The sequence below is a fragment of the Micrococcaceae bacterium Sec5.1 genome, assembly GCA_039636795.1.
Taxonomy (GTDB): Bacteria; Actinomycetota; Actinomycetes; order Actinomycetales; family Micrococcaceae; genus Arthrobacter.
Window position 1 is genome coordinate 2,643,793 of record CP143430.1, and the last position, 25,815, is coordinate 2,669,607.

Here is a 25,815-nt window from a genome sequence, read left to right on the forward strand (position 1 = left end):
TTTCAATGTCTGTTAAAACACCAGGGCGAATGAAATCGGTACTCTTTTCAAGTTTCATGGGAACAGCCATCGAATTTTACGACTTTCTGCTCTATGGACTGGCTGCCAGCCTGGTTTTCGCTCCGCTCTACTTCGCCAATCTCTCACCCGCATTGGGCATCGTGGCGTCGTTCGCGACCCTGGCAGTCGGTTACTTGGCGAGACCACTGGGTGGTCTGATCTTCGGCCACTTCGGTGATCGGGTCGGACGAAAGCAGATGCTCGTCCTGACCATGCTCCTGATGGGCGGTGCAAGCTTCTGCATCGGTCTCCTCCCAACCCAGGCAGCAATCGGCCAGCTGGCGCCCCTGCTGTTGATTGTGCTCCGCGTGATTCAGGGTATCGCTGTCGGAGGCGAATGGGGTGGGGCTGCCCTGATGGCCATGGAACACTCGATGCCGGAGCGGCGGGGCTTCTCCGCCAGCTTCGCCAACATGGGTGGCCCTGCCGGCGCTGCTTTGGCAACGGTGGTCTTCAGCCTCTGCAGCATGATGCCTGAGGAACTGTTCATGACATGGGGATGGCGGTTGCCGTTCCTGTTCAGTGCAGTCCTGGTTGGCGTCGGACTCTTCGTGCGCCTCAAGGTCGCTGAATCGCCAGTCTTCCTGGAAACGCAGCGCAAGGAAGCTGCGTCGCAACACCGCAGGGTGCATCCGCTCCTGGAGGTAGTCCGGAAGTATCCGCGCGCCGTCGTGATCGCTTGCCTGGGTACGATCATGGCCTTTGCCATGCAGTCACTTCTCGCCACCTTTGCCATGCCGTATGCCGTTGCCGCCGGGCACAACCGCTCGGAAGTCCTGTGGATCAGCCTCGCGACCCAGGTAATCCATGTGTTCACGATCCCTATGTTTGCAGCGTTGTCAGACAGGGTAGGGCGACGCAAAGTGATGATGACCGGCGTAATCGGCATGATTTTGCTCATCCATCCCATCTGGTTGATGATCGCTGTAGACAACGTTGTGCTGTTGTTCGTGGCTTTCCTGATTGGAAATCCACTGCTCCAGGCCATGGTGTACGGACCCACAGCGGCCTACATCTCCGAGATGTTCGGCGCCGAATCCCGCTATACAGGTGCATCCTTGGCGTATCAGGTGTCCGCGACGTTGGGTGGCGGACTGGTTCCCCTTGCGGCAACCGCGTTGCTGGCAGCCCGTGGTGGAAACGACCCCGTCTACGTTTCGGGCCTGGTCATTACCATTGGCATTGTCAGCCTGTTGGCCTTGTTGGTACCCGGCCGCCGTCAGAACAATGATCATGCTCAGGCGGACACCGAGGCGTCGATTTCCGTGCAGTAATCGGGACAAACGAGAGGATCAAAATGATCTACGAACATGCCGATCTCCGGATCAATCCTGACACCGAGGAGAAATTTGTCAGGGACTTCAGTGCCGTCAGGAAATCACTGGTCGAGGCGGAAGGGTGTCATTCAGTTGAGTTGCTGGTTAGCGTGGACAGCCCCAATACATATCTTTTGCGGGTAGGTTGGGAGAATATTGAAGACCACACCGTAAGATTTCCAGGTACCTCGGAAGCAAACGAGCTACGCCGGGTCCTGATGGAACACTGCGTCACTCCGCCACAGGTTCTCCATTTCGGTGGACAGGACGTTTCGATCTCACTGTGAGGCCGGTGCCTTCGACTCAAATCTAAACGGCTACGCGCTGTTTTGCAGCTCTTTTCTGGCATATTCTCCACGTATGGCGGATCAATGAATATTGTATTTGTGCTCAAGGCGGATGAAGCACAGGCTGGACTTAGTCCCGCATTGTTGCGAGGCAATCACCACACTCAATGAGGAGTACAAATGGGTACCATCGGCACTTATCTTGGAACAATACTGAGCTTGCATTCCGTGTCACCCTCCAACCCGGGCCCCTCGTCCTGGAACGTGGGCCACCGCGGGCCATCGGGGCGCATAGTGGCCCATCCATGGGCAGGCTGGTTCATCGAGGACAGCGCCGAGGCAGAACCGGAAACCGACACCGTCGCGTAACGCGAGAGGAGCTGGTGCCCTATTGTGCCCTGGTCCGGCCTGCCAGCCAGGATGCGACTTGGGTTCGTGAAGTGAAACCAAGCTTGGACAATATTCGCTCGATGTGACCACTGACCGTCCTTGGGGACAGAACCAGTTCGGCAGCGATTTCCTTGTTGCTGCGCCCTTGGGCAACAAGGGCCGCAACTTGCGTTTCCCGCTCGGTCAGCTGTGGCCCGCCCGGGCTGTATAGACCCACAAACTCCGCTTTGTTTGAACGACGCAGTTCGGCACGGTTCCTGCTCTCAACGGAGTCCGCCCGGGGCGAAACATAGGAGCTTTTGGCCAGGTTCAATGCGAGCTCAACAGCTTGGTCCTTGGACAGAGCCGGCCCCCCGTCGACTATTGACCGGAACCGCGCCTCCCCGAGCTCCCGTCGAATCTGCCCCACAGTCTGCTTGAAATCTGTTTCCAGCGGACCGAAGGCAGAAACGGTGGTGCCGATCCCTTTCCAAACCGATTGAGCTGCGTGAAGAAGTGCTGCTGCCGATTCAAACTGCCCGTTCGAAGCGGCTGTCCACGACATTTGCTCGATGGTCAGGGCAATGCAAAGCCCATCGTGAAAATCCCGTTGAATTTCCAGCGCGGAGATCTGGCATCGGCGGGCATCCTCGAGCTGACCAAGGTGCCAGTGGCAAAGGCCCATGACCGCGTGCCCATACGCACGGCTCCACCGCTCACCGTGCCTGCCGCTTTCAGCCAGTACCCGCTGGCAGGTCGCGAGGGCTTCCTCTATCCGCCCGGCATACATCTGAGTCCAGGCCAAAAGGAAAGTCGCCGTAAGTGCTGAAGCGCAGTCCTCCTGCAACCGGTGGACGGCTGCTGCGCGGCCAAAGAGCCCTATAGCCTCTTCGAGCCGACCTCCGAGGACTTCGCTTAAAGCCTGCCATTGGTCGGCATGAGCTGCCAGCACCGGATCATCCAGGTCATGAGCGATTTCACGGCATTCGGCCAAGTACCCCTGTGCGGGTTCCGGATCGCCCTGAAGCAGGGCTACCCACGCGGCTACCCATAGGACATTTCCACGCTCGCGCGTTCTGCCCGTAGCCAGACCAAGCATCCGCTCAAGCCACCCACGGCCATCTGAAAGGTTGCCCCCAGCGACCCAGTGGTACCTGAGAAGGGCCGCCAGATTCATCCCTGCCAGTTCCTCACCCGGAGTGCTTGCCGACCATTCCAACGCCGAGAGAATATTCGTATGATCCCGCCGCGCGGCAGCGAGGCGCGTTGACTGTTCCGGACCGCACCAGAGCGCAACAGTTTCGGACGCTTTTCCGAGGTAGTGGTCGCGTTGGCGACGGCGGAGTTCGGAAGACTCGCCGTTGCGATCAAGCAACGCCGCCCCGTATTCCCTGAAGGTCATCAGTTGCCAGTACCGCCTTGGCTGGTCGCCCGCAGACATGACGTCAATGACGTTTTCTGCGACCACCAGAGACTTTGCGACGAGGTGATCCAGCAGGTCCAGGACATCCACTTTGTTGATCTCGCCGAATCCGCAGACCTCCTCCGCGGCCTCGACGTCAAAGCCGGCCGGGAAGACCGCAAGCCTGGCCCACAAAATCTGTTCCTCCCGGGTACAGAGTTCATAGCTCCAGTCCACCAGCGCCCGCAGCGTCTGCTGCCGGGGAATTGCTGCCCTGTTTCCGCCCTTAAGGATGTCAAAGCGCCGGTCCAGCCGCTCCACGAGTTGAACAACCGATAATGAGCGCAGTCGGGCAGCAGCAAGTTCAATGGCAAGAGGTATGCCGTCCAACATCTGGCACAGTTGGGCAACGGCCTGCCGGTTGCCATCGGTGATCTCAAATCCAGCGTTTATGCTTTTCGCTCGATCAACCAACAGCCGAACAGACTCAAAAGCCTCAATCGTTCCGGCTTCGATGTCGGACGCCGAAGGGGCACTGAGCGGTGGCACTTGGTAGACCTGCTCACCGAAGATCCCCAGGGGTTCCCTGCTGGTTGCAATGACACGCAGCTCTGGTGAAATTTCCAGGAGCCTTGCCACCAAAGCCGGTATCACGTCCAGAAGATGTTCGCAGTTGTCCAGGACCAAGAGCAGTTGCCGTTCCTGGACGTACTCCGCAATCCTCTCTGCGGGTGATCGGTTCGACTGGTCAGGCAGTCGAAGGGAAGCCGCAATCTGCGAAACAACCAAAGAGGTGTCTTCCAAGGCTGCAAGTTCAACTATCCAAACGCCATCGCGAAACGCCTTGCGGGTTCGTGCGGAAAGCTCCGCAGCGAGGCGCGTCTTACCGACGCCTCCGGGTCCGGCAAGCGTAAGGAGGCGGGAGCGTGACATCAGCTCCCTCGCTGCGCCGAGTTCATTGCGTCGTCCAATAAAGCTCGTTAGGTTATGGCCCCCCAAGGAGCCAATGGTCACTGCTTCGGTACTCATGACCCTCCTGTGATGCAGATAACAATACAGGTAGCAGATGGGGTCATTTGACCCGTCCGCTGGCAGTCGCAGCCGCGCACACTGGATGCAGTCAGAACGACTCTTGGAGCAAATCGGAAGGCAAGCGCGATGAGGCGCAGAGCAGCAAATCCAAGCACCTGCCGGAACGGCGGCAACGGATCAAGTGCAAGCACTAATCCAGCCACTGTATTTTCCGGTTTCTCCAAAGACGGCGGCCCTGCCGGCGCCGTTTCCAATCCATGGGCGGCGGACAATTTCTGGCCGGACTGTATTGACACACAAGTCCGCGAATTCCTGCCTGTTTTCCTCACAGACTACAGCAGTAAGCAACGCTATCTCGATATCTGAGGGCTATTTCCTCAATCCTTAAGGCAAAATGCGGCGGGAATTCGCCTGCGCTATTCCACGGTTTACCACAATTACTCAGCAATGAAAGAGGCGCCATGACAGCGACGTCAATCACCGAATTGTCAGATATCAACGTTCCGGATGCTGAATTGGTGGCCCGCGCTGCCAATTTGGTGCCGTTGGTCCGGGAGTTCGCAGCGCAGGGTTCCGAAGCCCGCCGCGTTGCCCCGGAAGTGGTAACGGCACTGGAAGGCGCCGGACTTTTCCGGATGTTGGTTCCGAAGCGATACGGGGGCATGGGTGCTTCATTGCGCACAGCCGTGGAAGTGACGAAGGAAATATCCCGCGGTGATGGTTCCACGGGGTGGGTCACCACGCTCATGATGGTGGGAACAGGTTTCGCCTCGACTTTTTCGGAGCAAGCCCAGGAAGAGGTCTTTGGAAGCAATCCCTTGGCGAAGGTGGCTGGCACGTTCAGCCCCGGAAGCAAGAGTGAGCGCGTTGACGGTGGCTATTTGATCAGTGGCCGGTGGCCGTATTCCTCCGGTTCCTTTGCTGCGGACTGGGCGACGCTTGGTGTGTTGCTTGATGGCGATGACCCGATGGCGCTGGCCCTCATCCCCGCCGAAGCATGGACCATCGAGCCGACTTGGTTTGTCGCGGGTATGAAGGGCACAGGCAGTGACACGATCGTGGTGGAAGACCACTTCGTGCCGGAGCACCGGGTGCAGCGACTCAGCAACATGCTCACCTCGAATTTCCTGTCCCCGTACAAGGACGACCGCATGGCAAATGTGGCCTTCAACGCCGTGGCAGCCGCTATCCTCATTGCCCCGCAGATCGGCCTGGCGCGGCACGCACTGGAAATCACCTTGGCCAAGCTGCCCGGCAAACCGGTGGCCTACACCATGTACAGCAACGCCAAAGATTCCCCCACCCATCAGTTGGCCGTTGCGAAGGCAGCTTCAAATCTGCATATGTCTGAGCTACTGCTGAACAGGATGTGCCTGGACATTGACACAGCCGCCGACGCCGGTGAGAAGTTGGATCTTCCCACAAGGGCCCGTATCCGCAATGACACTGGAGTTATCGCCGAATTGATCGGGCAGGCCATCGATGCGCTGATGACCGCCAACGGTGCAGGATCCTTTGCCGAAGCCAACGTCCTTAACCAGATCTGGCGCGATTCCGAAATTGCCGCACGGCATGCCTTTGTGACTCCTGAAATTGGTAAAGAAGCCTACGGCCGGGTCCTGATGGGCCTGGAACCCACCATCAACCTCTAAGGCAAGGTCAACATGTCCATTCCCACGATCCCCGAAGCGCCTGCTGAAGACCCCGCACGAACCTACCGGCACGTTCTCGGACACGTCCCCACAAGCGTCGCGGTAGTAACAGCCGGCTTAAGGTCCGGGCCTGTCGGCATGACTGTGGGCTCCTTCACATCGGTGTCACTGGAACCACCCTTGGTGGCGTTTTTTGTAGACAAGTCGTCTAAAACGTGGCTTCGGCTCTATGAGGCAAGCCACTTTGGCGTCAATATCCTCGGCCAGGACCAGACCGAGCTCTGCAAGGCGTTTGCCCGCCGTTCGGAAGACCGCTTCAACGAAGTGGACTGGACGCTCTCCGAGCGTGGGGTGCCACTGCTGAACGATGCCATAGTCACGCTTGAATGCACCCGTTACAAAATCGATCTCATTGGAGACCACTACCAAATCGTCGGGCGGGTCGAGTCCCTGGAACTGCGAGCCACCAACCCACCCTTGATCTTCCTTCAAGGCAGCTTCCTCAACCTCTCGGTTTAGTGGCGAAGAACGCCACCGGAAGGACCGCCCCAGGCAATTGGGCAGCCCTTCGTCCCAACAACTTTTAGCAAGGAGAACGCATGTCTCTCATCGTTGAGAAGCCAAACGATCTGGACCGCAAGCATTTCTTTATCGACGGCGTTTGGGTCAAGCCCACAGGGGGTCGGACCCGAAACCAGGTGGAGGCAGCCACCGGAGAAGTCATCGGTATAGCCGCTATGGGTTCGGAAGCAGACATCGACGCCGCGGTCAGGGCAGCCCGGCGAGCCCTGGACGATGGGCCTTGGGGTAAAACGTCTCCCCAGGAACGCGCTGAGGTGATGCGACGATTCGCCCGTGAGCTCGACCTCCGATCCACCTACACATCCGAGCTGGTCTCTCGCGAGAATGGGATGCCAATCGGGTTGTCGCAGATGTTGAACGGCGGGGCGCCATCCGTCCTCCTGAACATCTATGCGGACGTCATCGAGAACCTCTCCTTGGAAGAGGTGCGCACCAGCCAGGCTGGCTCGACCATTGTCCGCCGAGAGCCCGTCGGAGTAGTCGGCGCGATCGCACCATGGAACTTTCCGCAAGCGTTGGCCATGTTCAAGATCGCGCCGGCCCTTGCTGCCGGCTGCACGGTGGTGCTCAAGCCCTCGCCGGAAACAGCATTGGATTCTTATGTCTTTGCCGATGCTGCAAAGGCCGCCGGTCTGCCTGATGGCGTATTGAACATCGTCCTGGGTGATCGGGACGCAGGCGCAGCGCTCGTCTCGCACCCTCTGGTGGACAAAATCGCATTTACAGGTTCAACCGCAGCGGGCAGAATTATCGGCGCCGAGTGCGGGCGTTTGATCCGCCGCTGCACGCTTGAACTTGGCGGCAAATCCGCAGCTGTCTTCCTCGAAGACGGCGACGTCAACACCCTGCTGGCTGGCCTGGACAACGCCTCCTTCCTGAACAACAGCCAAACCTGCACCACCCAATCACGAATTCTCATCGCTCGATCCCGATACAACGAAGTCGTTGACGCGATCGGGAGCTTCGCTGACTCGTACAGGTTGGGGAACCCGCTCGATCCAACAGTGACCATGGGGCCAATGGCCACACATGAGCACCTGGAACGGGTGATGGAGTACATCGATATGGCAAAAGCCTCCAACGCCCGTTTGGTGACAGGAGGCAGCCGCCCTGATGGCCTTGATAGCGGGTGGTTCGTTCAGCCCACAGTCTTTGCCGACGTCGACAATAATGACCGCCTCGCACGTGAGGAAGTCTTTGGTCCCGTCATGGCACTGATTCCTTTTGACGATGACGACGACGCCGTTCGGATGGCAAACGACAGCAACTACGGTCTTGGAGGATCGGTGTGGAGCGCCGACGAAGACAGGGCCTTGTCCGTTGCGCGGCGGGTAAGGACCGGAACCATCGGACTCAATTACTACACCTTGGACCTGGGGGCGCCGTTCGGCGGATTCAAGGATTCCGGTGTCGGCAGGGAACTCGGGCCCGAGGGTATCAACGCATACCTGGAATACAAGTCAATCTATGCCTCTGCCAGGTATCTCAGCGTCTGACCCAAAAAGCCCAGTAACAACGCCATGCAACCTTCAACGGGTTGCAATGGAAGGAGATCGAACCGCATGAGTAATTCAGCTGAGATTGTCGCGGCCTATTTCGACGGCGTGAAAGCGGGCGATGCGGATGCAGTGGCCAACCTGTTTGCCCCTGATGCGCAGTTGATCAATGCTGCGGGGATCCTCAAAGGGGCTGATGCCATCAGACGGATGTACCAAAACGGACTGACGCCCGGAGCGATGACGCCAAGCCCGCATCCGCCGGTGGTGAACGGAGAGCACGTAGCCGTCGAGATAGACCTGAATGCCAACGGAGCCAGCCTCAAACTCGGAGACTTCTTCACCATTCGCGATGGGAAGATCCACAGTCTCACCATCTATAGCCTTACCCCATCAGACGCGCGCCTCTTCGACGACGTCGGAATAGACCCCGCACGGTAGGGCCTGATCCATCCGCCAACCGCAGCCAGTCCAAGATCGTGAAAATACCAGGAGAACACATGAAAATAGCTGTCTTTGGCCCTCATCGTCGCGTGGGTGTCATCAAGGACGATAAGATCGTCGACGCCAATGGAGCCTACGCAAAGTTCCTGTCCGTAACGTCAGAGCTGACGCGCCCTCAGGCACAAGCCGACGCTGACGTCCCTTCGGAACTTGGGGCGTTTATCGCAGAGGGGGACCGGGCCCTGGAAGGCGCCCAAGCCGCCGTCGAGCACTTATGGGCCAAAGCCCAGGACGATCGTGGGCTCGCGGGGGAGCCGCTCTTCTTTGGCCTCGGTGAGACTGAACTTCATGCCCCGGTGGCCCAAGGTTCCCGGATCTTTTGCGCTTTGGCCAACTTCTTCGATCACATGGAAGCCGCCAGCAAGAACAGTGCAGGGAATGACACAGCTGAAGTCCTTGACCGGCTGGTCCAGGGTGGACCCAAATACTTCCTGAAGGACCACCGGGCAGTAGGAGCTGACGCCCAGCCGGTGCGTTACCCCGCAAGGACCCGTCGCTTGGATTACGAGGCCGAGGTGGCGATTATCGTCGGGAAACAAGGTCGCGATATCGGCCGCGACGATGCTCTTCCCTATATCTGGGGATACACATTGCATAACGACTGGTCGATCCGCGACAACGTGTCCTTCGGGCCGGACTTCATGCACTCCAAGAACTTCGATACGTCGGCAACCATTGGGCCCTGGATCGTTGTCAATGAAGGCATTGACCCGCAGGACATTCCCATTGAGTGCCGTGTCAACGGGGAGGTCCGGCAAAGCGGCAACACCAAATCAATGGTGCACGATTTCTCCGCCTTCATCCAACACCTCTCAGCTGACACCACCCTGTATCCGGGCGATCTCATCAGCAGCGGAACGCCAAAGGGAACCGCCGTCGATTCCAGCCGGCAACAAACTGACGGATCTCATCCGGACACGCTGTTCGTGAAGCCCGGCGACGTCGTCGAGGTGTCCTCGAGTCTCATCGGCACCATCCGGAACGAAGTTATCAGTCCCGCCACGTGAGATTTCAGATCAGCGTGAAGTCTTCAGCCATTGCTCCCCTTGGCACACATAAAGAAAGATGACCATGAGCGAACAGCAGCACAACGTGGGCGGTGTTCTCTACGACCGCCCCTTCAAAATCCGCCGGCTCAACCATTTTGGCATCAGCGTCGAAGATACAGGCGCGTCGCTGACCTTCTACCGGGATCTCCTCGGATTCCAGGTGGCCGATGCCCTTGACCTGGAAAAGTATGACCCAGGGGTATGGCTTGATGGCCTCGCCGACAAACATATCTATTTCCTTCGCCACAACAGCGATCACCACACCTTCGTCCTGATGCCGAAGGCCTGGGTGGACCATATGGATTCCCCGGCCAGGGGTGACCTGACCATCAACCAGATCACGTGGCAAGTTGGAAGCCTTCGCGAGGTGGTCCAGGCACGGCTATGGCTCGAGTCCCTGGGTAACAAGATCGAACGCTATGGCCGGGACCCCGGATCCAACTGGCACACTTACTTCCCCGATCCCACAGGGCACACCAACGAACTGGAATATGGCATCGAACAGGTCGGTTGGGATGGCCGGAGCAAACCCGAAGTCTTGTGGCCATGGGCGAACGAGCACCCTTCGCTTCCCACGACGTCGGAGGGCAGCGAGCTGGCTGCCGCCGAGGCGGATGGTGTGGATCTCACCAGCGGTTACCGGTGGGTGGACGAGTTGCCGAAGACGTTCGATGTAGGCGGTGTGCTCCTTTCCCGCCCGTTCAAACCCGTTCGCATCGGACCTGTCAGCATCTTCGTTGAGGACGTCGCCAGCGCAGAGGAGTTCTACACGCAGCGGCTTGGCCTGGTAAAGAGCGAGGAAACGGTGGTCCATGGTCACCGTGCCGTCTTCCTGAGGGCAAACACGGAACACCACAGCCTGGGACTCTTCCCGATGGAACTCCGGAAAAACCTGGGCGTCAGCGAACACACCACGTTGCTCTCCTTCGGCATCCAACTCGGCTCGTATGAACAGTTGCGAGCAGCGCGAAGCTACCTCGAAGAACGCGGTGTCAAGCTCCTGGACCTGCCACAGGAGATCCACCCCGGTGTCGACTACACGCTTCACGCAGTCGATCCCGACGGCCACGTCATGGAGTTGTACTACTACATGGAACAGGTGGGATGGGACGGGACCGTGCGGACACCAGCACAACGACGCGTTATCGATCCCGAGGTTTGGCCCGAGGCGCTGTCTCCCATGTCCGATACGTACGGCGGCGAAACCTTCTGGGGTCCCCTCGGCTGACGCCGGATCACTTGCACCACCGTTCCCGCCAAAGAGGCCGGGAGCAAGAAACTACAAAAAGGAGGCCTGAAGTGGGCCGTATCATCATCAGTGGGGCGTCGGGGGATCTTGGGCGCAGAGTCACAGAACTGCTTCTGGCAGCTAACCCGGACATAGAACTAACGCTGGTATCACGTACGCCGGAAAAGCTGTACAAACACAAGAATCCGGGCATCCGCGTGATGCGTGGCGATTACCAGGAACCTGAATCCCTCAACGAGGCCTACATCGGCGGCGAAGTCCTCTTCCTCATCAGCGGACTCAACCTTGGCCGCCGGGTTGCCGAGACGAGGAACGCGATTGCCGCAGCACAGCATGCTGGTGTCCGCCACATCGTGTACACGTCCGTGGGCGGCATTCACCCCAACAACCCGGCTCTTTCAGCCAGGGACCACTATCAGAGCGAATTGGATCTCCGGAATTCGGGCTTGGCCTACACCTTCCTCCGCAACGCGCTGTACGCGGAGATCATCAGTAACATTCTTGTTGCTCCTGCGGTAGCCAGCGGAGTGATGGCACAGGCAACGGGTCATGGACGGCTGGCACCGGCCGCCAAAGCCGATGTCGCCCGCAGCGCAGCCGCTGTATTGCTTGCTGCAGAAAGGCATGCGGGTGCTGTCTATGAAATCACAGGGCCTGAACTGCTGACTTTTGAAGACATTGCGCGCATCGGTTCGAAGGTACACGGCGCGCCAATTGATTATCAGCCGATTTCCGATGATGAGCGGCTCGCCTTCTTTGATTCCATAGGTATCCCAAGGACTTACGACCCCTCCATGCCGCCGAGTGCCGACGGCCACATGTGGGCAAGTGATGAGTTGGTTACTGCTGAAGTCGCCATTGCCGAGGGGTATCAGACCGTTCTCTCAGGACACGTTCAGCTGATCACCGGGCGCAGTCCCGAACCGCTGCAATCGGTGATGGAAGCCGTCAAATCGGTGCCGTACGACCAAATCCCGGCACAGGTGTCCTAGCTCTTTACTTCAGGCATGCGTTCCACAGGACGGCTTCGCTCATAGGGATATGGGCGAAGCCGTCTTTGCATTCCTGCCGTGCCAAGACCAAGTGAGTCTTCTTGGGTGCCGCCAAGTCTTGTGCAATACGATACGGTTCGTATAAGTTGGGTGGACTGAGATGCAAGGGCGGGCCCCTTGGCTTAGCAACCCTGTGTTCTCAATCCCGTCCTTCTCGCGCCAAGGGACCAGCGGCGTGCCGGGCGGTCCCCAATGAAAGGAAAGCATGATCGTGAAGACTGCCTTGGAGCCACGTGATGCTGTGGTGGTCGCCTACCGCCGAACACCGATTGGCCGGGCCCGTAAGGGTTCATTGGCCGCTGAGCGTCCCGAGGATCTGGCCCTCGCAGCCATTCGGGGAGCACTCGCTGCCGTTCCACAGCTGGGCTCTGACGAGTTCGCGGATGCCTACGTGGGGTGCGCTGTCCCGCAGGGCGCACAGGGCGACAACATCGGACGTCGAATCATGGTGCTTGCAGGAATGGACACTGTCCCGGCGGTCACAGTAAACCGTTTCTGCGCCTCCTCGTTGCAGGCTACGGCAATGGCAGCACAGGCCGTGCGCGCGGGCGACGGCGATGCCTTCCTGGTTGCGGGTGTCGAATCGACCAGCGCAGTTCCTCCAGTGACTGATAACCCCCACCCGGCCTTTGCCGAGGCAGCGCGACGGGCCGATGCCAGCTTCGAAGCTGGTCAGCCGTGGGTGGACCCCAGGGACCATGGGGAGCTGCCCGATGTGTATCTTTCGATGGGCAAGACTGCCGAGTTCGTAGCCCGTCAATCCGGGACCTCGCGCCACGACCAGGACGAATGGGCTCTTGAGTCTCAACGCCGGGCGGAACGAGCTGTCCTGTCCGGGTACTTTGCGAGAGAGATTGTCTCAGTGACCACGGCTTCCGGCATGGTGGTAAGCGCCGATGACGGCCCGCGACCGGGAACCACCATGGAAGCCCTGTCAGGTCTGAAGCCTGTGTTCCACGAGTCCGGAACCGTGACCGCGGGCAACGCCAGCCCGCTGAACGACGGTGCGTCGGCTTTGGTGGTAATGAGCGCCCGCCGCGCTGGCGAACTTGGATTGCGGCCGTTGGCCCGGATTCTGGGCAGCGCCGCCAGCGGGCTTTCACCAGAGATCATGGGACTGGGACCGGTTGCTGCGTCCAGTCGTTTGCTTGATCGCTTGGGACTGTCGATCGGTGACATTGACGTCGTCGAACTGAATGAGGCCTTCGCCGCCCAAGTGGTCCCAGTAGTCCGCAAGCTCGGCGCCGATCCTGAGCGGGTCAATCCCTTTGGCGGCGCAATCGCCCTGGGCCACCCCTTCGGTGCAACGGGAGTGAGGTTGGTTGGAACGATCATCAATGGACTGCAAACCACTGACGGATCCCTCGGCCTGGCCACCCTGTGCGTGGGCGGCGGCCAGGGTATGGCGATGGTGCTGGAGAGGCTCTCATGAAACCGACGGCACTTATTGCGGACCCGGCCCGCTCAATGCTCGCCGCAGACCGCTCCTTGGAAGGCCTGGGTATTCGGGTGTTGAACGCAAGTGAAGGGCGGGCCACTGCAGTCATGACCGTTATGCCACAGATGGCCAACGGGCACGGGATCGCTCACGGTGGCTTTGTCTTCGCGTTGGCAGACACCGCATTCGCCATGGCCGCGAACACGTTCGGAGCCGGAATCGCGACTGCGGAGGCTTCGATCTCCTATGTTTCCCCGGCCCGTATCTCGGAGGAGCTTGTTGCCTGCGCTGAAGTGACATTTCACGAGGGCCGCAGGATGATCGTGGATGTCATGGTGCGGGCAGGGGAGCGAACCGTTGCCATCTACCGCGGAACAGGCAGGGCGCTTCGCGCAGTGGACTAATTGTCGTGCACGGCGTCGGGGCCACGCGGTGGTCCAGCCATGCACGAGGAAACCCCTTGGATCACCGGGCAATAAACAAGTCGGCGATCCAAGGGGCTTTCCGTGCCAGCTCACGGCCGGCCACGCTTTATGCGGAGACGCGTCCGCGGAGGAATTCGGAGTCAGGTGAGTCCGTGACTGGAAGGCCCGAAGCTTGCAGGCTGGCGCGTAGCTGCTTCATGAAGCGGTCGGGCAGCCTGACTGCCGGAGGACGCAGCGCGCCCCCATTAAATCCGGAGAGCCATTCCTGGTATTTCCACTGGGTGCGGTTGATGGAGCTCGTTCCCGGAGTGGAAGTGGACGACACCGCAATATTCGCGGCCCGGGCGGGCTGCACCTCCCAGTACCGTTCCATGGCCTCCTCCCACTTGCCCGTGCGCGCCAGCTCAAAGGCCTTGGGGTAGTAGTCACCCATCCAGTTAGTGTTCGCGGTACCGGAGAATTGAACGTCCAGGACCGACATGAGGGGGATCAACTCGGCCTCAATGGGGCAGGAGATCACTACTTCATCGCGGAAGTGATGGTACATCTCCATGACACCTGGAATGCCCGGGTATCCCTGTTCGGCCTTGATGGCAACAATGCTGGGCATGGCATCAAGGACGCGGCGCACGAAATCAACGCTCATGCCCGCGGGGTGAATCCTCTCGAACCCCCAAGCCGGCAGCGGGAACAACATGGTGGCAAGGTCGGTTTCGTCGGTAAAACGCTTGGTGTAGTCGAAAACCTCGTCGTACGAAGTGGGCCAGAACGAGGAAGGATAGGCCAGCAGGGCACGGTCGGCGCCGGCCTTGGTCGCCAGGTTCGCGGCGTGGATGTTTTCTTCCAATGTCCCGAAAATGGCGTGGAAAAAGAGGCCGAAGTCTTCCCCGGCGGCCTCCCGGGCCACCTCGGTCATCCGGGCATTCTCCTCCGGAGTTATGTTGGCTTCGGCGATCAGCAGGGAACCCTTGTAGCCGCGTTCCTTGAGCAGGAGGATGTCGTGCCGGATTGCATTTTCGTTGATGCCGGAGAAATCCGGCGTGAAGGATGGGTGCGTGACGGCGACAGTGCCGACAAAGTTTTCCCGGGCCCAGGAACGCGCCTCGGATTTGGTGTAGTCCACCATGATGTACTCCTTGTTTTTTCAGTTGGTTCTGGTCTGGGGCCTATTTGCGGCTGGTGACGATGCCGACCGGCAGGACCGTGCCAACGCCCTCGGCACGGGCGCGATCCACGAGCATTTCGGCCACCACGATGTCCTGCAATCCGGAACCCGTTGACTTATATATCCGAATCCCGCGCTCCACATTGATGGCAGTTTCCCCGCTGAGGACCGCATTGAGCGTGACGACGAGCGAATCGACGTCGACGCCGTTCGCCCGGGCCGCGATCATGTCCCCGCTGCCGTGAACAACCTCGTCACGGGTGTCCACCACTACTGTTGTGGCCCTTGCGATCAGCTCCGCAGGCAGTTCCCGTTGGGCTGGGGTCGTGGAACCGATCGAGACTACCGCGGAGTCGGGGCCGACCCATTCGGCCTGCAGGGTGGGGGACTCGTCCCGTGAGCGGGCCGCGCACAAAATCAGATCAGCCCCTTCCGCAGCCTCGCGGGCGGAACCGACAGCGCGGACGGGGGCGCCAAAGGCGCCGTCGAACTCGGCGGCAAAGGCCTCGCGATTGGCGGCCGTTGGGCTGAACACGCGAACGTCCGCGAATTCAAGGACATGCGAAAACGCGGTCAGATGGGAACGTGCTTCAAAGCCGGAGCCGATCACCCCGACGCTCAGCGGCCGTGGCGGGACAATGCTGGAGGCGCCCACTGCTGTGGTTGCGGCGGTGCGCAGGCCGGTCACACGGTTTCCGTCCACCAGCGCCACAAGATCCGCGGTGTCTTTATCGAAGAGGGAAATCAAGTAGCTGACGCGGAGTCCATCCGCGAATGACCCTGCGATGGATTTCGCGCCGAACAGTTGCCCGCTTGGTGGGACCGAGGGCATGACCCGCAGCCATTCCCGTGGCGTCTGGGCGAATATGCGTCCAGGCGTGCCGGCGTCGTCGGCGGGATTCTTATAAGCGGCGCGGATTGCCTGGATCGCCGCAGGCCAGTCCGAAATGCTGGCCACATCGGCGTCGGTAAGAAAGAGTGGAAGGTTCGTCGGTAGCTCACCGTCGGTGCTCACGGGCACTCCTTTGTGTCGTGCAGCCGAAGTGGCTGCTGCGTGGGTGGATGAATCAGGAGAAGGATCGAAGATTGTGTCCGATACGCATCGTATCCTATAGTCGTGACGAAGAACACGTCTCTGGAAGAGGACCTGCCCATGGCAATTGCAACCGTCAACCCCGCCACCGGTTTAACCGAATTGATCATTGAGCCGCACACCGCGGAGGAAGTCCAGGAGCGCATTGCAGAATCGGCCAAAGCAGCGCAAGTGCTGCGGGGGACAACCTTTGCCCAGCGCGCGCGGTGGATGCTCGCCGCAGCGGAAATTCTCGAGGATCAGGCGGAGGGCCTGGGTGAGCTGATCACCGTTGAGATGGGTAAGCCAATTGCGCAATCCATCGCCGAAGTGCACAAGTGCGTTAAGGCCATGCGCTTTTATGCCGCGCGGGCCGAGGAATTCCTTGCTGACGCTCCCTTGGACAACCCGTCATCGGTGGGGGCCAGCAGGGCGTGGACCCGCTACGAACCGTTGGGGACCGTCCTGGCGGTCATGCCTTGGAACTATCCGTTGTGGCAAGTCATTCGTTTTGCGGCCCCGGCGCTCATGGCAGGCAACTCGGGCCTGCTCAAACACGCATCAAACGTGCCGCAGGCCGCGCTCTTTCTGGACACGCTCTTTGAGCGGGCGGGTTTCCCGATTGGCTCTTTCCGCACCCTGCTGATTGGCGGCTCTGCGGTCGCCTCCGTTCTGGCCGATGAGCGAGTCAAGGCCGTCACGCTGACCGGATCCGAGCCGGCAGGACGTTCGGTGGCTTCCATCGCCGCCGACCACGTGAAGAAATCCGTGCTGGAGCTCGGCGGCTCGGACCCCTTCATTGTCATGCCTTCGGCCGATGTCGCCGAGGCAGCAGCGACCGCCGTCCGAGCACGTATCAGCAACAATGGCCAGTCATGCATTGCGGGCAAGCGCTTCATTGTGCACACCGAGGTCTACGACGCATTCGCCGCCGAATTCGTGAAGCTGATGTCGGAGCTTTCCGTGGGGGACCCGCTGGACCCCGCAACCCAGGTGGGACCGTTGGCCACCTCGTCCGGACGCGACGAGCTGGCTGAACTCGTCGAGGACGCACGCGCTTTGGGCGCCCAGGTGCTGACCGGCGGGACAGTCCCGGAAGGTCCGGGATTCTTCTACACCCCGACGGTGCTCGCCGGACTTACTGAAGAGATGCGGATCATCCAGGAAGAGGCCTTCGGCCCGGTCGCGTCGCTGTACCGCGCCCGTGATCGCGAGGATGCCTTGCGGATTGCGAACCAGACTGCCTTTGGGCTTTCGAGTTCGGTCTGGACCGGCGATGTTCAGGAGGAGGAATGGTTCCTGGCGAATCTCGACGCGGGGGCGGTCTTTATCAACGGAATGACGGTTTCGTATCAGGAGCTTCCCTTTGGCGGAATCAAGCGCTCCGGCTTTGGTCGTGAACTGGCTGCCGACGGCATCAGGGAGTTCTGCAACCTCAAGACAGTCTGGAAGGCCTAAGCCGGCAGGCCCCGTTTTAGGCGCTTCCCTGCACCCTTGTGCCCCTGCGTGATGCATGTTACTTTTTATTCGAAACGATACGTACTGAACTTGAAGGAGCGAGATGACTAACGTCAACGTCGACGTCGTAGTGATCGGGGGAGGGCCCGTTGGAGTCACTGCCTTGGCCTTGTTGGGGCGCGCAGGTCTGACCGCAGTCGGGGTGGAGCGGGATACCCAGGTTTGGCCAACCGCCCGCGCCGTGCATTTTGATGGTGAAACCTTCCGTACCCTCCAATCGCTGGGGGTAGCAGAGCGCTTTGCCGAAGCAACTTTGCCGATGTCCTCCTTCCACATTGAGAATGAGGAACGGGAAGTCCTCGTGTCCGTGCCCACTGGCCAATTCGGCACTCAGGGCTGGCATGATGACCTCACTTTTCACCAACCGGACATCGAAGTTCTGCTACGGGGCGTGGTGGAAGAACTTCCCGGTGTTGACTTCCGACAAGGCGCCACCGTGATCTCAGTGCGCAACCAGGCGCCCGGCGTCGCGGTGGCGGTGCGGGACGCTGACGGCACGGAATCACTCATCCATGCCCGCTGGGCCATTGCTGCGGATGGGGCCCGTTCGTCAATCCGCCAGGCGTTGGGGATTGAGTGTGAAAAGCTGGGTGAAGATGCGCAGTGGCTGGTCGCAGACGGCATTTTGGAAGAAGGCCCTGGGTTGTCTTCCGACATGATCTTCCTGGGCCATCACACCCGGCCCTCCCTGTGGATCCGCCTGCCCGGCAAGCGTGTTCGCATGGAGTTCATGTTGATGCCGGGGGATGACCCCGAAGAAATTGCAACCCCCGCGGGCGTTGAAAGAATCAGCCACGGCGTCCTGCCGGCAGGGAAGTTTATGGCAGACCGCCTCGCCGTCTATACCTTCCGCGGCCGCATCGCGCAGCAGTGGCGGGCCGGCAACATATTCCTGGCAGGAGATGCAGCCCACCAGGCACCCCCGCTTTTTGGGCAGGGACTTTGCGCAGGAATGCGGGATGTGGCCAACCTGGTCTGGAAGCTTGGCGCTGTCAAGCGGCGCACGGCCAATGAAAGCCTGCTCGACACCTATGAGAGTGAACGCATGCCGCATGCACGGTTCTGGGTGGAGCAGGCAACAAGAGCAGCGGGTTTCATGCAAACAACCGACGCCGAGGTCGCCAAGCAGCGTGACGCCTTCATTCGCGCAAACCCTGCTGCCTCCGCCCCGGTAGCCCCCGCACTGGGCCCGGGCCTGCACGAAGGTGGTGTCGATGAACGTGCTGGCAGGCTGGCCATTCAACCGATCCTCAGCGACGGAGTGCGTCTGGATGACATGGTGGGAAGCCGGTTCCTCGTGGCAACAACACGCGAAATCTATTCCGCAATCCCATCCCAACTGCGCGACCAACTCGAGGATTCTGCCGACGTCGTGGTCCTGTTTGATCCGGCAAAAGTGGGCCAGATCCTTCAGGCCGCCGGCGCCCAGGCTGTTGTCATCCGCCCCGACCGCTACATCCTGGGCTTAGGCGATACCCCTGAGGCCTTCGAGCGCCTCATCAGCAGAATCCCGGGCCTTGCCCGGGAAGTGCCGGCACCTCTCTAAGGCAAAAATTCGACAGACCACACACGGACAGGAACACAGGAGCGCATCATGGCATTCAGCCCGATCACACACCTCAGGCACTTCGACATCGCAGTGCCCGATTACCAAAAGCAGGTTGAGTTTTACAAGAACCACTGGGGACTCACCGAAATGGAGAACGACGGCGACGTGACGTACTTCGCCGCCGAAGGCTCACCGGAACAGTATTCGGTTCGTGTTCGTAAGGCCGATGAAAAGCGCCTCGACATGGTCGCTTTCGGTGCAGCGGACAAGTCCTCAGTGGACCAACTCGCCTCGGATCTCATTGCCAAGGGCGTAAAGCTGATCGGGGAACCCGATGACGTCAAGACCCTTGGAGGTGGGTACGGCTTCCGGTTCTTCGACCTGGAGGGACGCACTATTGAGGTCTCCTCAGACGTAGATGTACGCAAGCATCGCAAGATTGAGGAACGCGAGGCGATCCCGGTGCGGCTCTCCCACGTGGTGCTGAACTCTCCTGAGCCCGAGAAAATGCGCGCCTGGTATGAGCAGCACCTGGGTTTCCGTCTCTCCGACACCCTGAAGCACCCGCACATGGGGGACCTCTTCTACTTCATGCGCTGCAACGCCCAACACCATTCCATAGCGATCTCCCGCGGCCCGCACGCTTCACTGCAGCACGCATCCTTCGAACTCCGCGGTATCGACGAGTACATGCGCGGCAGTGGCAAACTGCTGCGTTCGGGATTCAAGAAGATCTGGGGTCCCGGCCGCCACAAAGCCGGAGACAACACCTTCACCTACTTCCACGATCCCAACGGGAACACCATGGAGTACACCACGGAGCTGGACTCGGTGGACGAGGATACGTGGCATCCCAGCATCTTCGACACCCGCGACCCTGAGACGTCTGACCAGTGGGGAACCGGTGGCGACATGGACGAATTCATCGCCCGCGAGATGTTCAACGACCAGGACAAGGGCCTCTATGTCGCCCCGCCCGTTTAGCGGCACCAGATGATGGCCATTGGAGGATTCATGGAAGAAAACCAAGTGAACGGCTTCACGCTGGGCACCTTCGAAAAGGCGGGGGAGAGCTTCCCCGGTGCGGTCTTTGGGGACCGGGTAGTTGACCTGCGCATCGTGCTGCCGGGAATTTCACGCATCGGCGATCTCTTCGCCGATTGGGACGCACACCTGGATGTGCTCGGGTCCATCGACGTGGCCGCCGCGGCTACCCTCCCGCTCAAAGGGCTGAAGGTGCAGGCGCCGGTCCAGCCCGTGGGCAGCATCATCGCTGCCGGGGCAAACTACCGCGAGCACGTCGTTCAAATGAGCGTCGCCCACAAGCTCGGCAAGGAAGGCGCCGACCCAGCGCAGCTGGCAGCTGACGCGGCGGCCGAAATCGATGAGCGGGGCCGCTCGGGGGATCCGTATGTCTGGACGGGTATACCCTCGGCGGTGTGCGGAGCCTACGACGACGTACAACTTCCTGATGTGGGTGGCAACGTCGACTGGGAACTGGAGTTGGGAGTGGTCATCGGACGCAAGGCCCACAGGGTCTCAGCCGAGGACGCTTTTGACTACGTGGCCGGATACACCATCGTCAATGACATCACCGCACGCACGTTGGTCCCGCGCAACGACATTGCGATGATGGGTACCGACTGGTTTCGCGCAAAAAACCAGCCCACGTTCTTTCCTACGGGCCCCTACCTCGTGCCAAAGCGGTTCGTCCCGGATCCGGCAAAGCTGCGGATCCGCCTGAGCCTGAACGGCAATCCAATGCAGGATGCTCTGGCCGATGACCTGGTCTTCGACATTCCGAGCCTGATCGCCTACGCATCCTCCGTAGCGGTACTGCTGCCTGGGGATGTCCTTATCACCGGTTCCCCGGCAGGCAACGGTTCTCATTGGGGCCGTTTCTTAAGGGACGGTGACGTCATGGAGGCGGAAATCAGTGGACTGGGTACCCAACGTTCGACTGTTCGCGGGCCCAGCGGGCAGTTGCCTCCCTGGTATGTGGATCGGCCGCTCGCCGTCGCTGCTGCTCGCGGAGCCGCCCAGTGACCCTGCGCCAGAGCCATTTTGTCCCGCCGGTGTCCTATCTGCTGGCGGAAGATCTTGGATTCCTGCGAGGATCAGACGTGGTGCTCACCCGCACCACCTCAAGCGCCGAACAGCTTCGAGCCCTGCTCGCAGGGGAACAGGACATGGTTGTCACGGCGATCGACAACCTGTTCGAGTGGACCCTGGCCGGGGCCGACCTTCGCCTGGTGGCCCAGATGGAGGCGACCACGCCGCTGGGCATCCATGCCCGCAGTGGCCTGGAGACAATAGCGGATCTGGCAGGTTGCCGGTTCGCGGTTGACGCTCCCAACAACGGTTTCGCGCTCATTGCCAAGCGTCTGCTGGGGGACGCCGGCGTCGAAGTCGACTACGTAGTGGTGGGCGGTGTGCGCGAACGCCTTGAGGCACTGCTCGACGGCGAAGTGGACGTGACTCTGCTCGGGGCGCCGTTCGACAAACTTGCGGAGAAAGCCGGATTCGCCCGAATAGTGGACATCAATACATGGCTGCCGGAGCTGCCGGGCCAAGGACTGGTGGTCCGTGCCGACGTTGTCGGATCCGTGGAGCTGGAACGCTACCTCCGAGCCCTGGTGCGCGGCGTGGAGGCCGGAGTTCCAATGTCAGATGCGCAGGGCATCGAATTACTTCAACGGTGCGGTTTCCATGCTGGGGCTCCGCGCGCATGGGACTCACGGGCGCGGACGCTAACCGTGGACCAGCGCGGGCTGGAGCTGTTGACCGGGATCCGACAAAGCCTGGGTATGCTTCCGCCGGGCATCGGTCTGGAGGAGCTCTACAACGGCGAACCGCTCTTGCGGGCCAGCCGGTCCGCCCCTATCTGTAACTGAGCATGATCCCCACGAAGTTGCCTATTGCAACCGCATCAAGCCGATACGATACTGTACGTATCGTATGAGAAATCTAAAGGAGCAATCATGAAATTGGGAAGAATTGCAGTGCCAACGCCTGATGGCGAACAGATTCGACTCGTCGCGGTCCAGCCCGAACAAGGCCGGGTAATTGACCTTGCCCGCGCCTACGCCCTGACACTTCAGCGCAAGGCCGCCGAGCCGGATCGTGCCCGTGCGCTCGCGTTGGCGGTGCTTCCAGGAAGCTTGGCAGCGGGAATCGGAGGAGGCTCCATCTTCCTGGACGCCGCGCACGATGCGCTCGCTGCGGCAGACGACGCTTCCTACAACATCGACGACGTTTTGTGGCGCGCAGCTGTTGACGCCCCAGTCATCCGCGACGGGCTGACTTTCGAAAAGCACATCCAAAACTTCCACCGTATTGTCGCCAAGGCCCAGCCGGCACGCTCGATTTACGAGCGGCCGGGTTATTTCAAGGGAACCACGGCCATGTCCTACGGGCACAACGAGGAGCTGCCTTACCCCGACTTCACGGAGGCCCTGGACTGGGAACTTGAGGTCGGGTATGTGGTGGGCAAGTCGGGAAGCGACCTGACCCCTGACACGGCGATGGACCATCTCTTTGGCATCACCGTCTTCAACGACTTCAGCGCACGCGATGTCCAGAGCGCGGAAATGGCGATCGGCATGGGCCCGCAGAAGTGCAAGGACTTCGGTTACGGCATCGGCCCCTGGGTCACTACGATGGACGAAATCGATTCGATCGAGGGGCTGCGCGGCCAGGTCCGTGTCAACGGCGAGGTGCTCTCCGATACCAAGGTCGAGGACTTCGTCTACACCCCCGCGGAGTTGCTGGCCTACGTCTCGATCTCCGACCGCCTACAGCCAGGGGACATTATCGGGTCCGGCACCATGGGCTTCGGCGCCGGCGTGGAGATCGGAAAATTCCTAAAGCCCGGCGACGTTATTGAGTTGGAACTCGAGGGTGTGGGCACACTGCGCACCCCGATTTCCACTGAACGCCAAAAGGCCCCCTGGTGGCCCGAACCCCGCACCTACCCGCATGAAGAATGGGTGGCCTGATGACCCGGCCCGCAGTTCGCCGCATCGTCACCGGTCACGACGACGAGGGACGCGCCATCATCCTCTCGGATGGAGCGGCACCCAACAACTGGTCCTCGGACATGATTCCGGGATTTGGTGCCACAGTCCCCTGGGTGACCGAGGCAGGGGCGATCGATCATGTGAGCGACGAGGATCCGGCTGGCGCGGACGTCGAGATCCCCAGCTTCCCTGCCCCGGGCCAGACGATACTGCGCGTCGCCGATTTTCCGCCGGACTCTGTGTACCCGGACGAGGCTGGCTCGGTCATCTTCAACGAGATCGACGGACACGAGGAGGCTGAAGCCGGGGCCGAGCACAGCGGTTCCAGGCATTTCTGGTTCCACCGCACTGACTCGCTGGACTATGCGGTCGTTCTTGAAGGTGAAATCACGCTGCTGGTTGACGAAGGTGAGGCAACCATGCGCGCCGGTGATGTGGCCGTGCAACGTGCCACGAGCCACGCCTGGTCCAACCGCACGGAGCAGACCGCCAGGGTCCTGTTCGTACTGATCGGAACCGAACCGCTGACCGCGGCACAGATTGCCGAGCAGCGCAGGAAGGCCTCCCGGCACTTGGAGAGGGCATGATTACCAACGCGCAGGCCGCAGATGGCGAATTGATCTGGCAACCTGATCTGGAACGGGCGCCCGAGACCGGCGTTGGCCGATTCGCCGAGTTCCTGGCCGGCCACAGCGTCGGGATTGGGGCGGGCTACGACGAACTGTGGCAGTGGTCAGTGGATGAGCCCGGGAAGTTCTGGGAGCTTTTCGCCGAGTTTGCCGGCGTCGATTTAGGTGGAACTCCGGGGCCGGTGTGCAGCAGCGACCCCATGCCACACACGCGCTGGTTCCCCGGCCGCACGCTCAACTTTGCAAAGCATCTGCTGCAGGGCCACGAGGGAGTCGCCCTCATCGGCATCGATGAGGATGGGAAGCGCGAGGAGGTCACATGGGCTGCTCTGAGGCGGGACGTTGCCTCCTTGGCTGCCCATCTTCGTAGTTGCGGCGTAGGCCAGGGGGACAGGGTTGTCGGAATACTTCCCAACGTTGCCGAGGCCGTCGTCGGGCTGCTTGCCAGTGCGTCCGTCGGCGCTATCTGGTCGGTCTGTGCCCCGGAGTTCGGCCCGGGTGCAATCGTTACACGCTTTGCCCAGCTCGAACCAAAGGTCATCCTTGCCGCGCCGGGCTACCGACTCGGCGGGAAGGACCGGGATCGTCGTGGTGAGCTGGTGGAAATCATCGCAAAGCTGCCTACGCTCGAGCACATCATCTGGGTGGGGCGGCATACTTCCATTCCAAGTATCCCCACCCAGATCCCGGGCACGGCTTGGGAGCAGGCCATCGCCGATCCAGCGGAGCTTGTCTTCACCGACCTCGAGTTCAGCCACCCCCTGTGGGTACTGTTTTCTTCGGGGACCACAGGGATTCCCAAGGGGATCGTTCACGGTCACGGCGGAGCGCTGCTTGAGGAGCTGAAAATGCTCCTTATACATTCCGACCTGCGCCCGGGGGATCGATACCTCAACGTTGCTTCAACGAGCTGGGTGTTGTGGAACTCTCTGGTCTCTGCGCTCGGAGTTGGTGCCACAGCGGTCCTGGTTGATGGAAACCCCACTTTCCCGTCCTTGGACCGGGTATGGCAGATCGCCGCAGCAGAGCAGATTGCTGTCCTGGGCGTGGGTGCTGGTTTCATCCACGCCTGCGCAAAGGTTTCCCTGGCACCGATGCGCGACCATGACCTGGCTGCCTTGAAATCCGTTCAGGTCACAGGTTCACCGCTCTCCGCTGACGGCTATCGCTGGGTTTACGGCAATGTGGGCGATGTCTGGTTGAACTCGATGAGTGGCGGTACTGACATCGCCTCGATTTTCGTAGGGGGATGTCCCACACTGCCCGTCCACGTCGGCTATATCCAGGCGCCTGCCCTTGGGGTACGTGTGGAGTCCTGGGATGAAGCCGGCAATCCCACGCGTGGCAAAGGCGAACTGGTGGTTACCCAAGCAATGCCATCGATGCCCCTGAGCTTCTGGGGTGACGACGGCAGCCGCTATCACGACAGCTACTTCGCGACTTATCCGGGGGTGTGGCGGCATGGGGATTTCATCGAGTTCACCCTCCAGGGCATCCTCATCCACGGCCGCTCCGACTCAACCCTCAACCGCAATGGGCTGCGGCTCGGTTCGGCAGATATCTATGCCGTGGTTGAATCGCTGCAGGAGGTCGCCGAGGCCTTGGTTGTCGGTGCGGAACTGGACGTTGATTATTACATGCCACTGTTTGTCCATTTGGCCAACGGAGTAGACCCAAGCATCGCCCGGGAAGCGATCACCAGATCCATTCGGGAGAACCTGTCCGTTCGGTACCTTCCCGACGACATTGTGTTCATGCCCGGAATTCCGCATACCCGCACTGGAAAGAAGCTGGAGGTCCCCGTAAAGCGGCTCTTGCAGGGTGCGCCACTGGAATCCGTCGCGGATCTCGGGTCAGTGGACAACGCCGCCCTGTTGGAAGAATATGCAAGGTTTGCCCTTAATCGGCAGACCGTATCACCGTAAGCGGCACCGCCCTACGGGCAATGGA

23 protein-coding genes are annotated in these 25,815 nt (G+C 60.5%); 20 read left to right on the plus strand and 3 right to left on the minus strand.

Annotated elements, in window-relative coordinates; translation table 11 throughout:
• The first annotated feature begins 5 nt into the window (after positions 1 to 5).
• The 3 genes from VUN82_12100 (at position 6) to VUN82_12110 (ending at position 2,032) form a co-directional block, all read left to right on the plus strand.
• The gene (locus VUN82_12100) at positions 6 to 1,334 is read left to right on the plus strand and encodes an MFS transporter (GenBank protein ID XAS74517.1); all 1,329 of its coding nucleotides are present in this window, start codon (positions 6 to 8) and stop codon (positions 1,332 to 1,334) included.
• Between the two features lie 23 nt (positions 1,335 to 1,357).
• The gene (locus VUN82_12105; protein ID XAS74518.1) at positions 1,358 to 1,663 is read left to right on the plus strand and encodes an antibiotic biosynthesis monooxygenase family protein; all 306 of its coding nucleotides are present in this window, start codon (positions 1,358 to 1,360) and stop codon (positions 1,661 to 1,663) included.
• Between the two features lie 180 nt (positions 1,664 to 1,843).
• A complete protein-coding gene (locus VUN82_12110) occupies positions 1,844 to 2,032 on the plus strand; it encodes a hypothetical protein (protein ID XAS74519.1) in 189 nt (62 codons plus the stop codon).
• Between the two features lie 19 nt (positions 2,033 to 2,051).
• Here VUN82_12110 and VUN82_12115 read toward each other — a convergent pair whose 3' ends face one another.
• Complete coding sequence (locus VUN82_12115) at positions 2,052 to 4,463, minus strand: LuxR C-terminal-related transcriptional regulator (GenBank protein XAS74520.1); 2,412 nt, start codon at positions 4,461 to 4,463, stop codon at positions 2,052 to 2,054.
• A 464-nt stretch (positions 4,464 to 4,927) separates the two neighbouring features.
• Here VUN82_12115 and VUN82_12120 point away from each other — a divergent pair, with 464 nt between their 5' ends.
• The 9 genes from VUN82_12120 to VUN82_12160 all read left to right on the plus strand — a co-directional run bounded on the left by VUN82_12120 (position 4,928) and on the right by VUN82_12160 (position 13,892).
• Positions 4,928 to 6,118, plus strand: coding sequence for an acyl-CoA dehydrogenase family protein (locus VUN82_12120; protein ID XAS74521.1), 1,191 nt, complete (start codon positions 4,928 to 4,930; stop codon positions 6,116 to 6,118).
• A 12-nt stretch (positions 6,119 to 6,130) separates the two neighbouring features.
• Positions 6,131 to 6,637 carry a flavin reductase family protein gene (locus VUN82_12125; GenBank protein ID XAS74522.1) on the plus strand — a complete coding sequence of 169 codons (507 nt, stop codon included), beginning with the start codon at positions 6,131 to 6,133 and terminating at the stop codon, positions 6,635 to 6,637.
• An 80-nt stretch (positions 6,638 to 6,717) separates the two neighbouring features.
• A complete protein-coding gene (locus tag VUN82_12130; protein XAS74523.1) occupies positions 6,718 to 8,196 on the plus strand; it encodes an aldehyde dehydrogenase in 1,479 nt (492 codons plus the stop codon).
• A 66-nt stretch (positions 8,197 to 8,262) separates the two neighbouring features.
• Positions 8,263 to 8,637, plus strand: coding sequence for a nuclear transport factor 2 family protein (locus VUN82_12135; protein XAS74524.1), 375 nt, complete (start codon positions 8,263 to 8,265; stop codon positions 8,635 to 8,637).
• Between the two features lie 59 nt (positions 8,638 to 8,696).
• A complete protein-coding gene (locus VUN82_12140) occupies positions 8,697 to 9,707 on the plus strand; it encodes a fumarylacetoacetate hydrolase family protein (GenBank protein ID XAS74525.1) in 1,011 nt (336 codons plus the stop codon).
• Positions 9,708 to 9,771: 64 nt separating this feature from the next.
• Positions 9,772 to 10,977, plus strand: coding sequence for a VOC family protein (locus VUN82_12145; GenBank protein XAS74526.1), 1,206 nt, complete (start codon positions 9,772 to 9,774; stop codon positions 10,975 to 10,977).
• 71 nt (positions 10,978 to 11,048) lie between these two features.
• Positions 11,049 to 11,990: an NAD(P)H-binding protein gene (locus tag VUN82_12150; protein ID XAS74527.1), complete on the plus strand. Its 942-nt coding sequence runs from the start codon at positions 11,049 to 11,051 to the stop codon at positions 11,988 to 11,990.
• 265 nt (positions 11,991 to 12,255) lie between these two features.
• Complete coding sequence (locus VUN82_12155) at positions 12,256 to 13,482, plus strand: acetyl-CoA C-acyltransferase (protein XAS74528.1); 1,227 nt, start codon at positions 12,256 to 12,258, stop codon at positions 13,480 to 13,482.
• Positions 13,479 to 13,892: a hotdog fold thioesterase gene (locus VUN82_12160; protein ID XAS74529.1), complete on the plus strand. Its 414-nt coding sequence runs from the start codon at positions 13,479 to 13,481 to the stop codon at positions 13,890 to 13,892. Before VUN82_12155 ends, VUN82_12160 begins: the two co-directional genes overlap by 4 nt.
• A 127-nt stretch (positions 13,893 to 14,019) precedes the next feature.
• Here VUN82_12160 and VUN82_12165 read toward each other — a convergent pair whose 3' ends face one another.
• The gene (locus VUN82_12165; protein ID XAS74530.1) at positions 14,020 to 15,039 is read right to left on the minus strand and encodes a dihydrodipicolinate synthase family protein; all 1,020 of its coding nucleotides are present in this window, start codon (positions 15,037 to 15,039) and stop codon (positions 14,020 to 14,022) included.
• 40 nt (positions 15,040 to 15,079) lie between these two features.
• Entirely contained in the window at positions 15,080 to 16,093 is a 1,014-nt protein-coding gene (locus tag VUN82_12170; protein XAS74531.1) for an ornithine cyclodeaminase family protein, read from the minus strand.
• Positions 16,094 to 16,195: 102 nt separating this feature from the next.
• Here VUN82_12170 and VUN82_12175 point away from each other — a divergent pair, with 102 nt between their 5' ends.
• The 8 genes from VUN82_12175 (at position 16,196) to VUN82_12210 (ending at position 25,790) form a co-directional block, all read left to right on the plus strand.
• Complete coding sequence (locus tag VUN82_12175; GenBank protein XAS74532.1) at positions 16,196 to 17,608, plus strand: aldehyde dehydrogenase family protein; 1,413 nt, start codon at positions 16,196 to 16,198, stop codon at positions 17,606 to 17,608.
• A gap of 103 nt (positions 17,609 to 17,711) precedes the next feature.
• Positions 17,712 to 19,214, plus strand: a complete 1,503-nt coding sequence (locus VUN82_12180; GenBank protein XAS74533.1) for a bifunctional 3-(3-hydroxy-phenyl)propionate/3-hydroxycinnamic acid hydroxylase — start codon at positions 17,712 to 17,714, stop codon at positions 19,212 to 19,214.
• A gap of 48 nt (positions 19,215 to 19,262) precedes the next feature.
• Complete coding sequence (locus VUN82_12185) at positions 19,263 to 20,201, plus strand: VOC family protein (protein ID XAS74534.1); 939 nt, start codon at positions 19,263 to 19,265, stop codon at positions 20,199 to 20,201.
• A gap of 30 nt (positions 20,202 to 20,231) precedes the next feature.
• Entirely contained in the window at positions 20,232 to 21,263 is a 1,032-nt protein-coding gene (locus tag VUN82_12190; GenBank protein XAS74535.1) for a fumarylacetoacetate hydrolase family protein, read from the plus strand.
• Positions 21,260 to 22,111, plus strand: a complete 852-nt coding sequence (locus VUN82_12195; GenBank protein XAS74536.1) for an ABC transporter substrate-binding protein — start codon at positions 21,260 to 21,262, stop codon at positions 22,109 to 22,111. The genes VUN82_12190 and VUN82_12195 overlap by 4 nt, the downstream gene beginning before the upstream one ends.
• A gap of 87 nt (positions 22,112 to 22,198) precedes the next feature.
• On the plus strand, positions 22,199 to 23,215 hold the full coding sequence (locus tag VUN82_12200; protein XAS74537.1) for a fumarylacetoacetate hydrolase family protein: 1,017 nt from the start codon (positions 22,199 to 22,201) through the stop codon (positions 23,213 to 23,215).
• Positions 23,215 to 23,823, plus strand: coding sequence for a cupin domain-containing protein (locus VUN82_12205; GenBank protein ID XAS74538.1), 609 nt, complete (start codon positions 23,215 to 23,217; stop codon positions 23,821 to 23,823). The genes VUN82_12200 and VUN82_12205 overlap by 1 nt, the downstream gene beginning before the upstream one ends.
• Entirely contained in the window at positions 23,820 to 25,790 is a 1,971-nt protein-coding gene (locus VUN82_12210) for an acetoacetate--CoA ligase (protein XAS74539.1), read from the plus strand. The genes VUN82_12205 and VUN82_12210 overlap by 4 nt, the downstream gene beginning before the upstream one ends.
• Positions 25,791 to 25,815 lie beyond the last annotated feature (25 nt).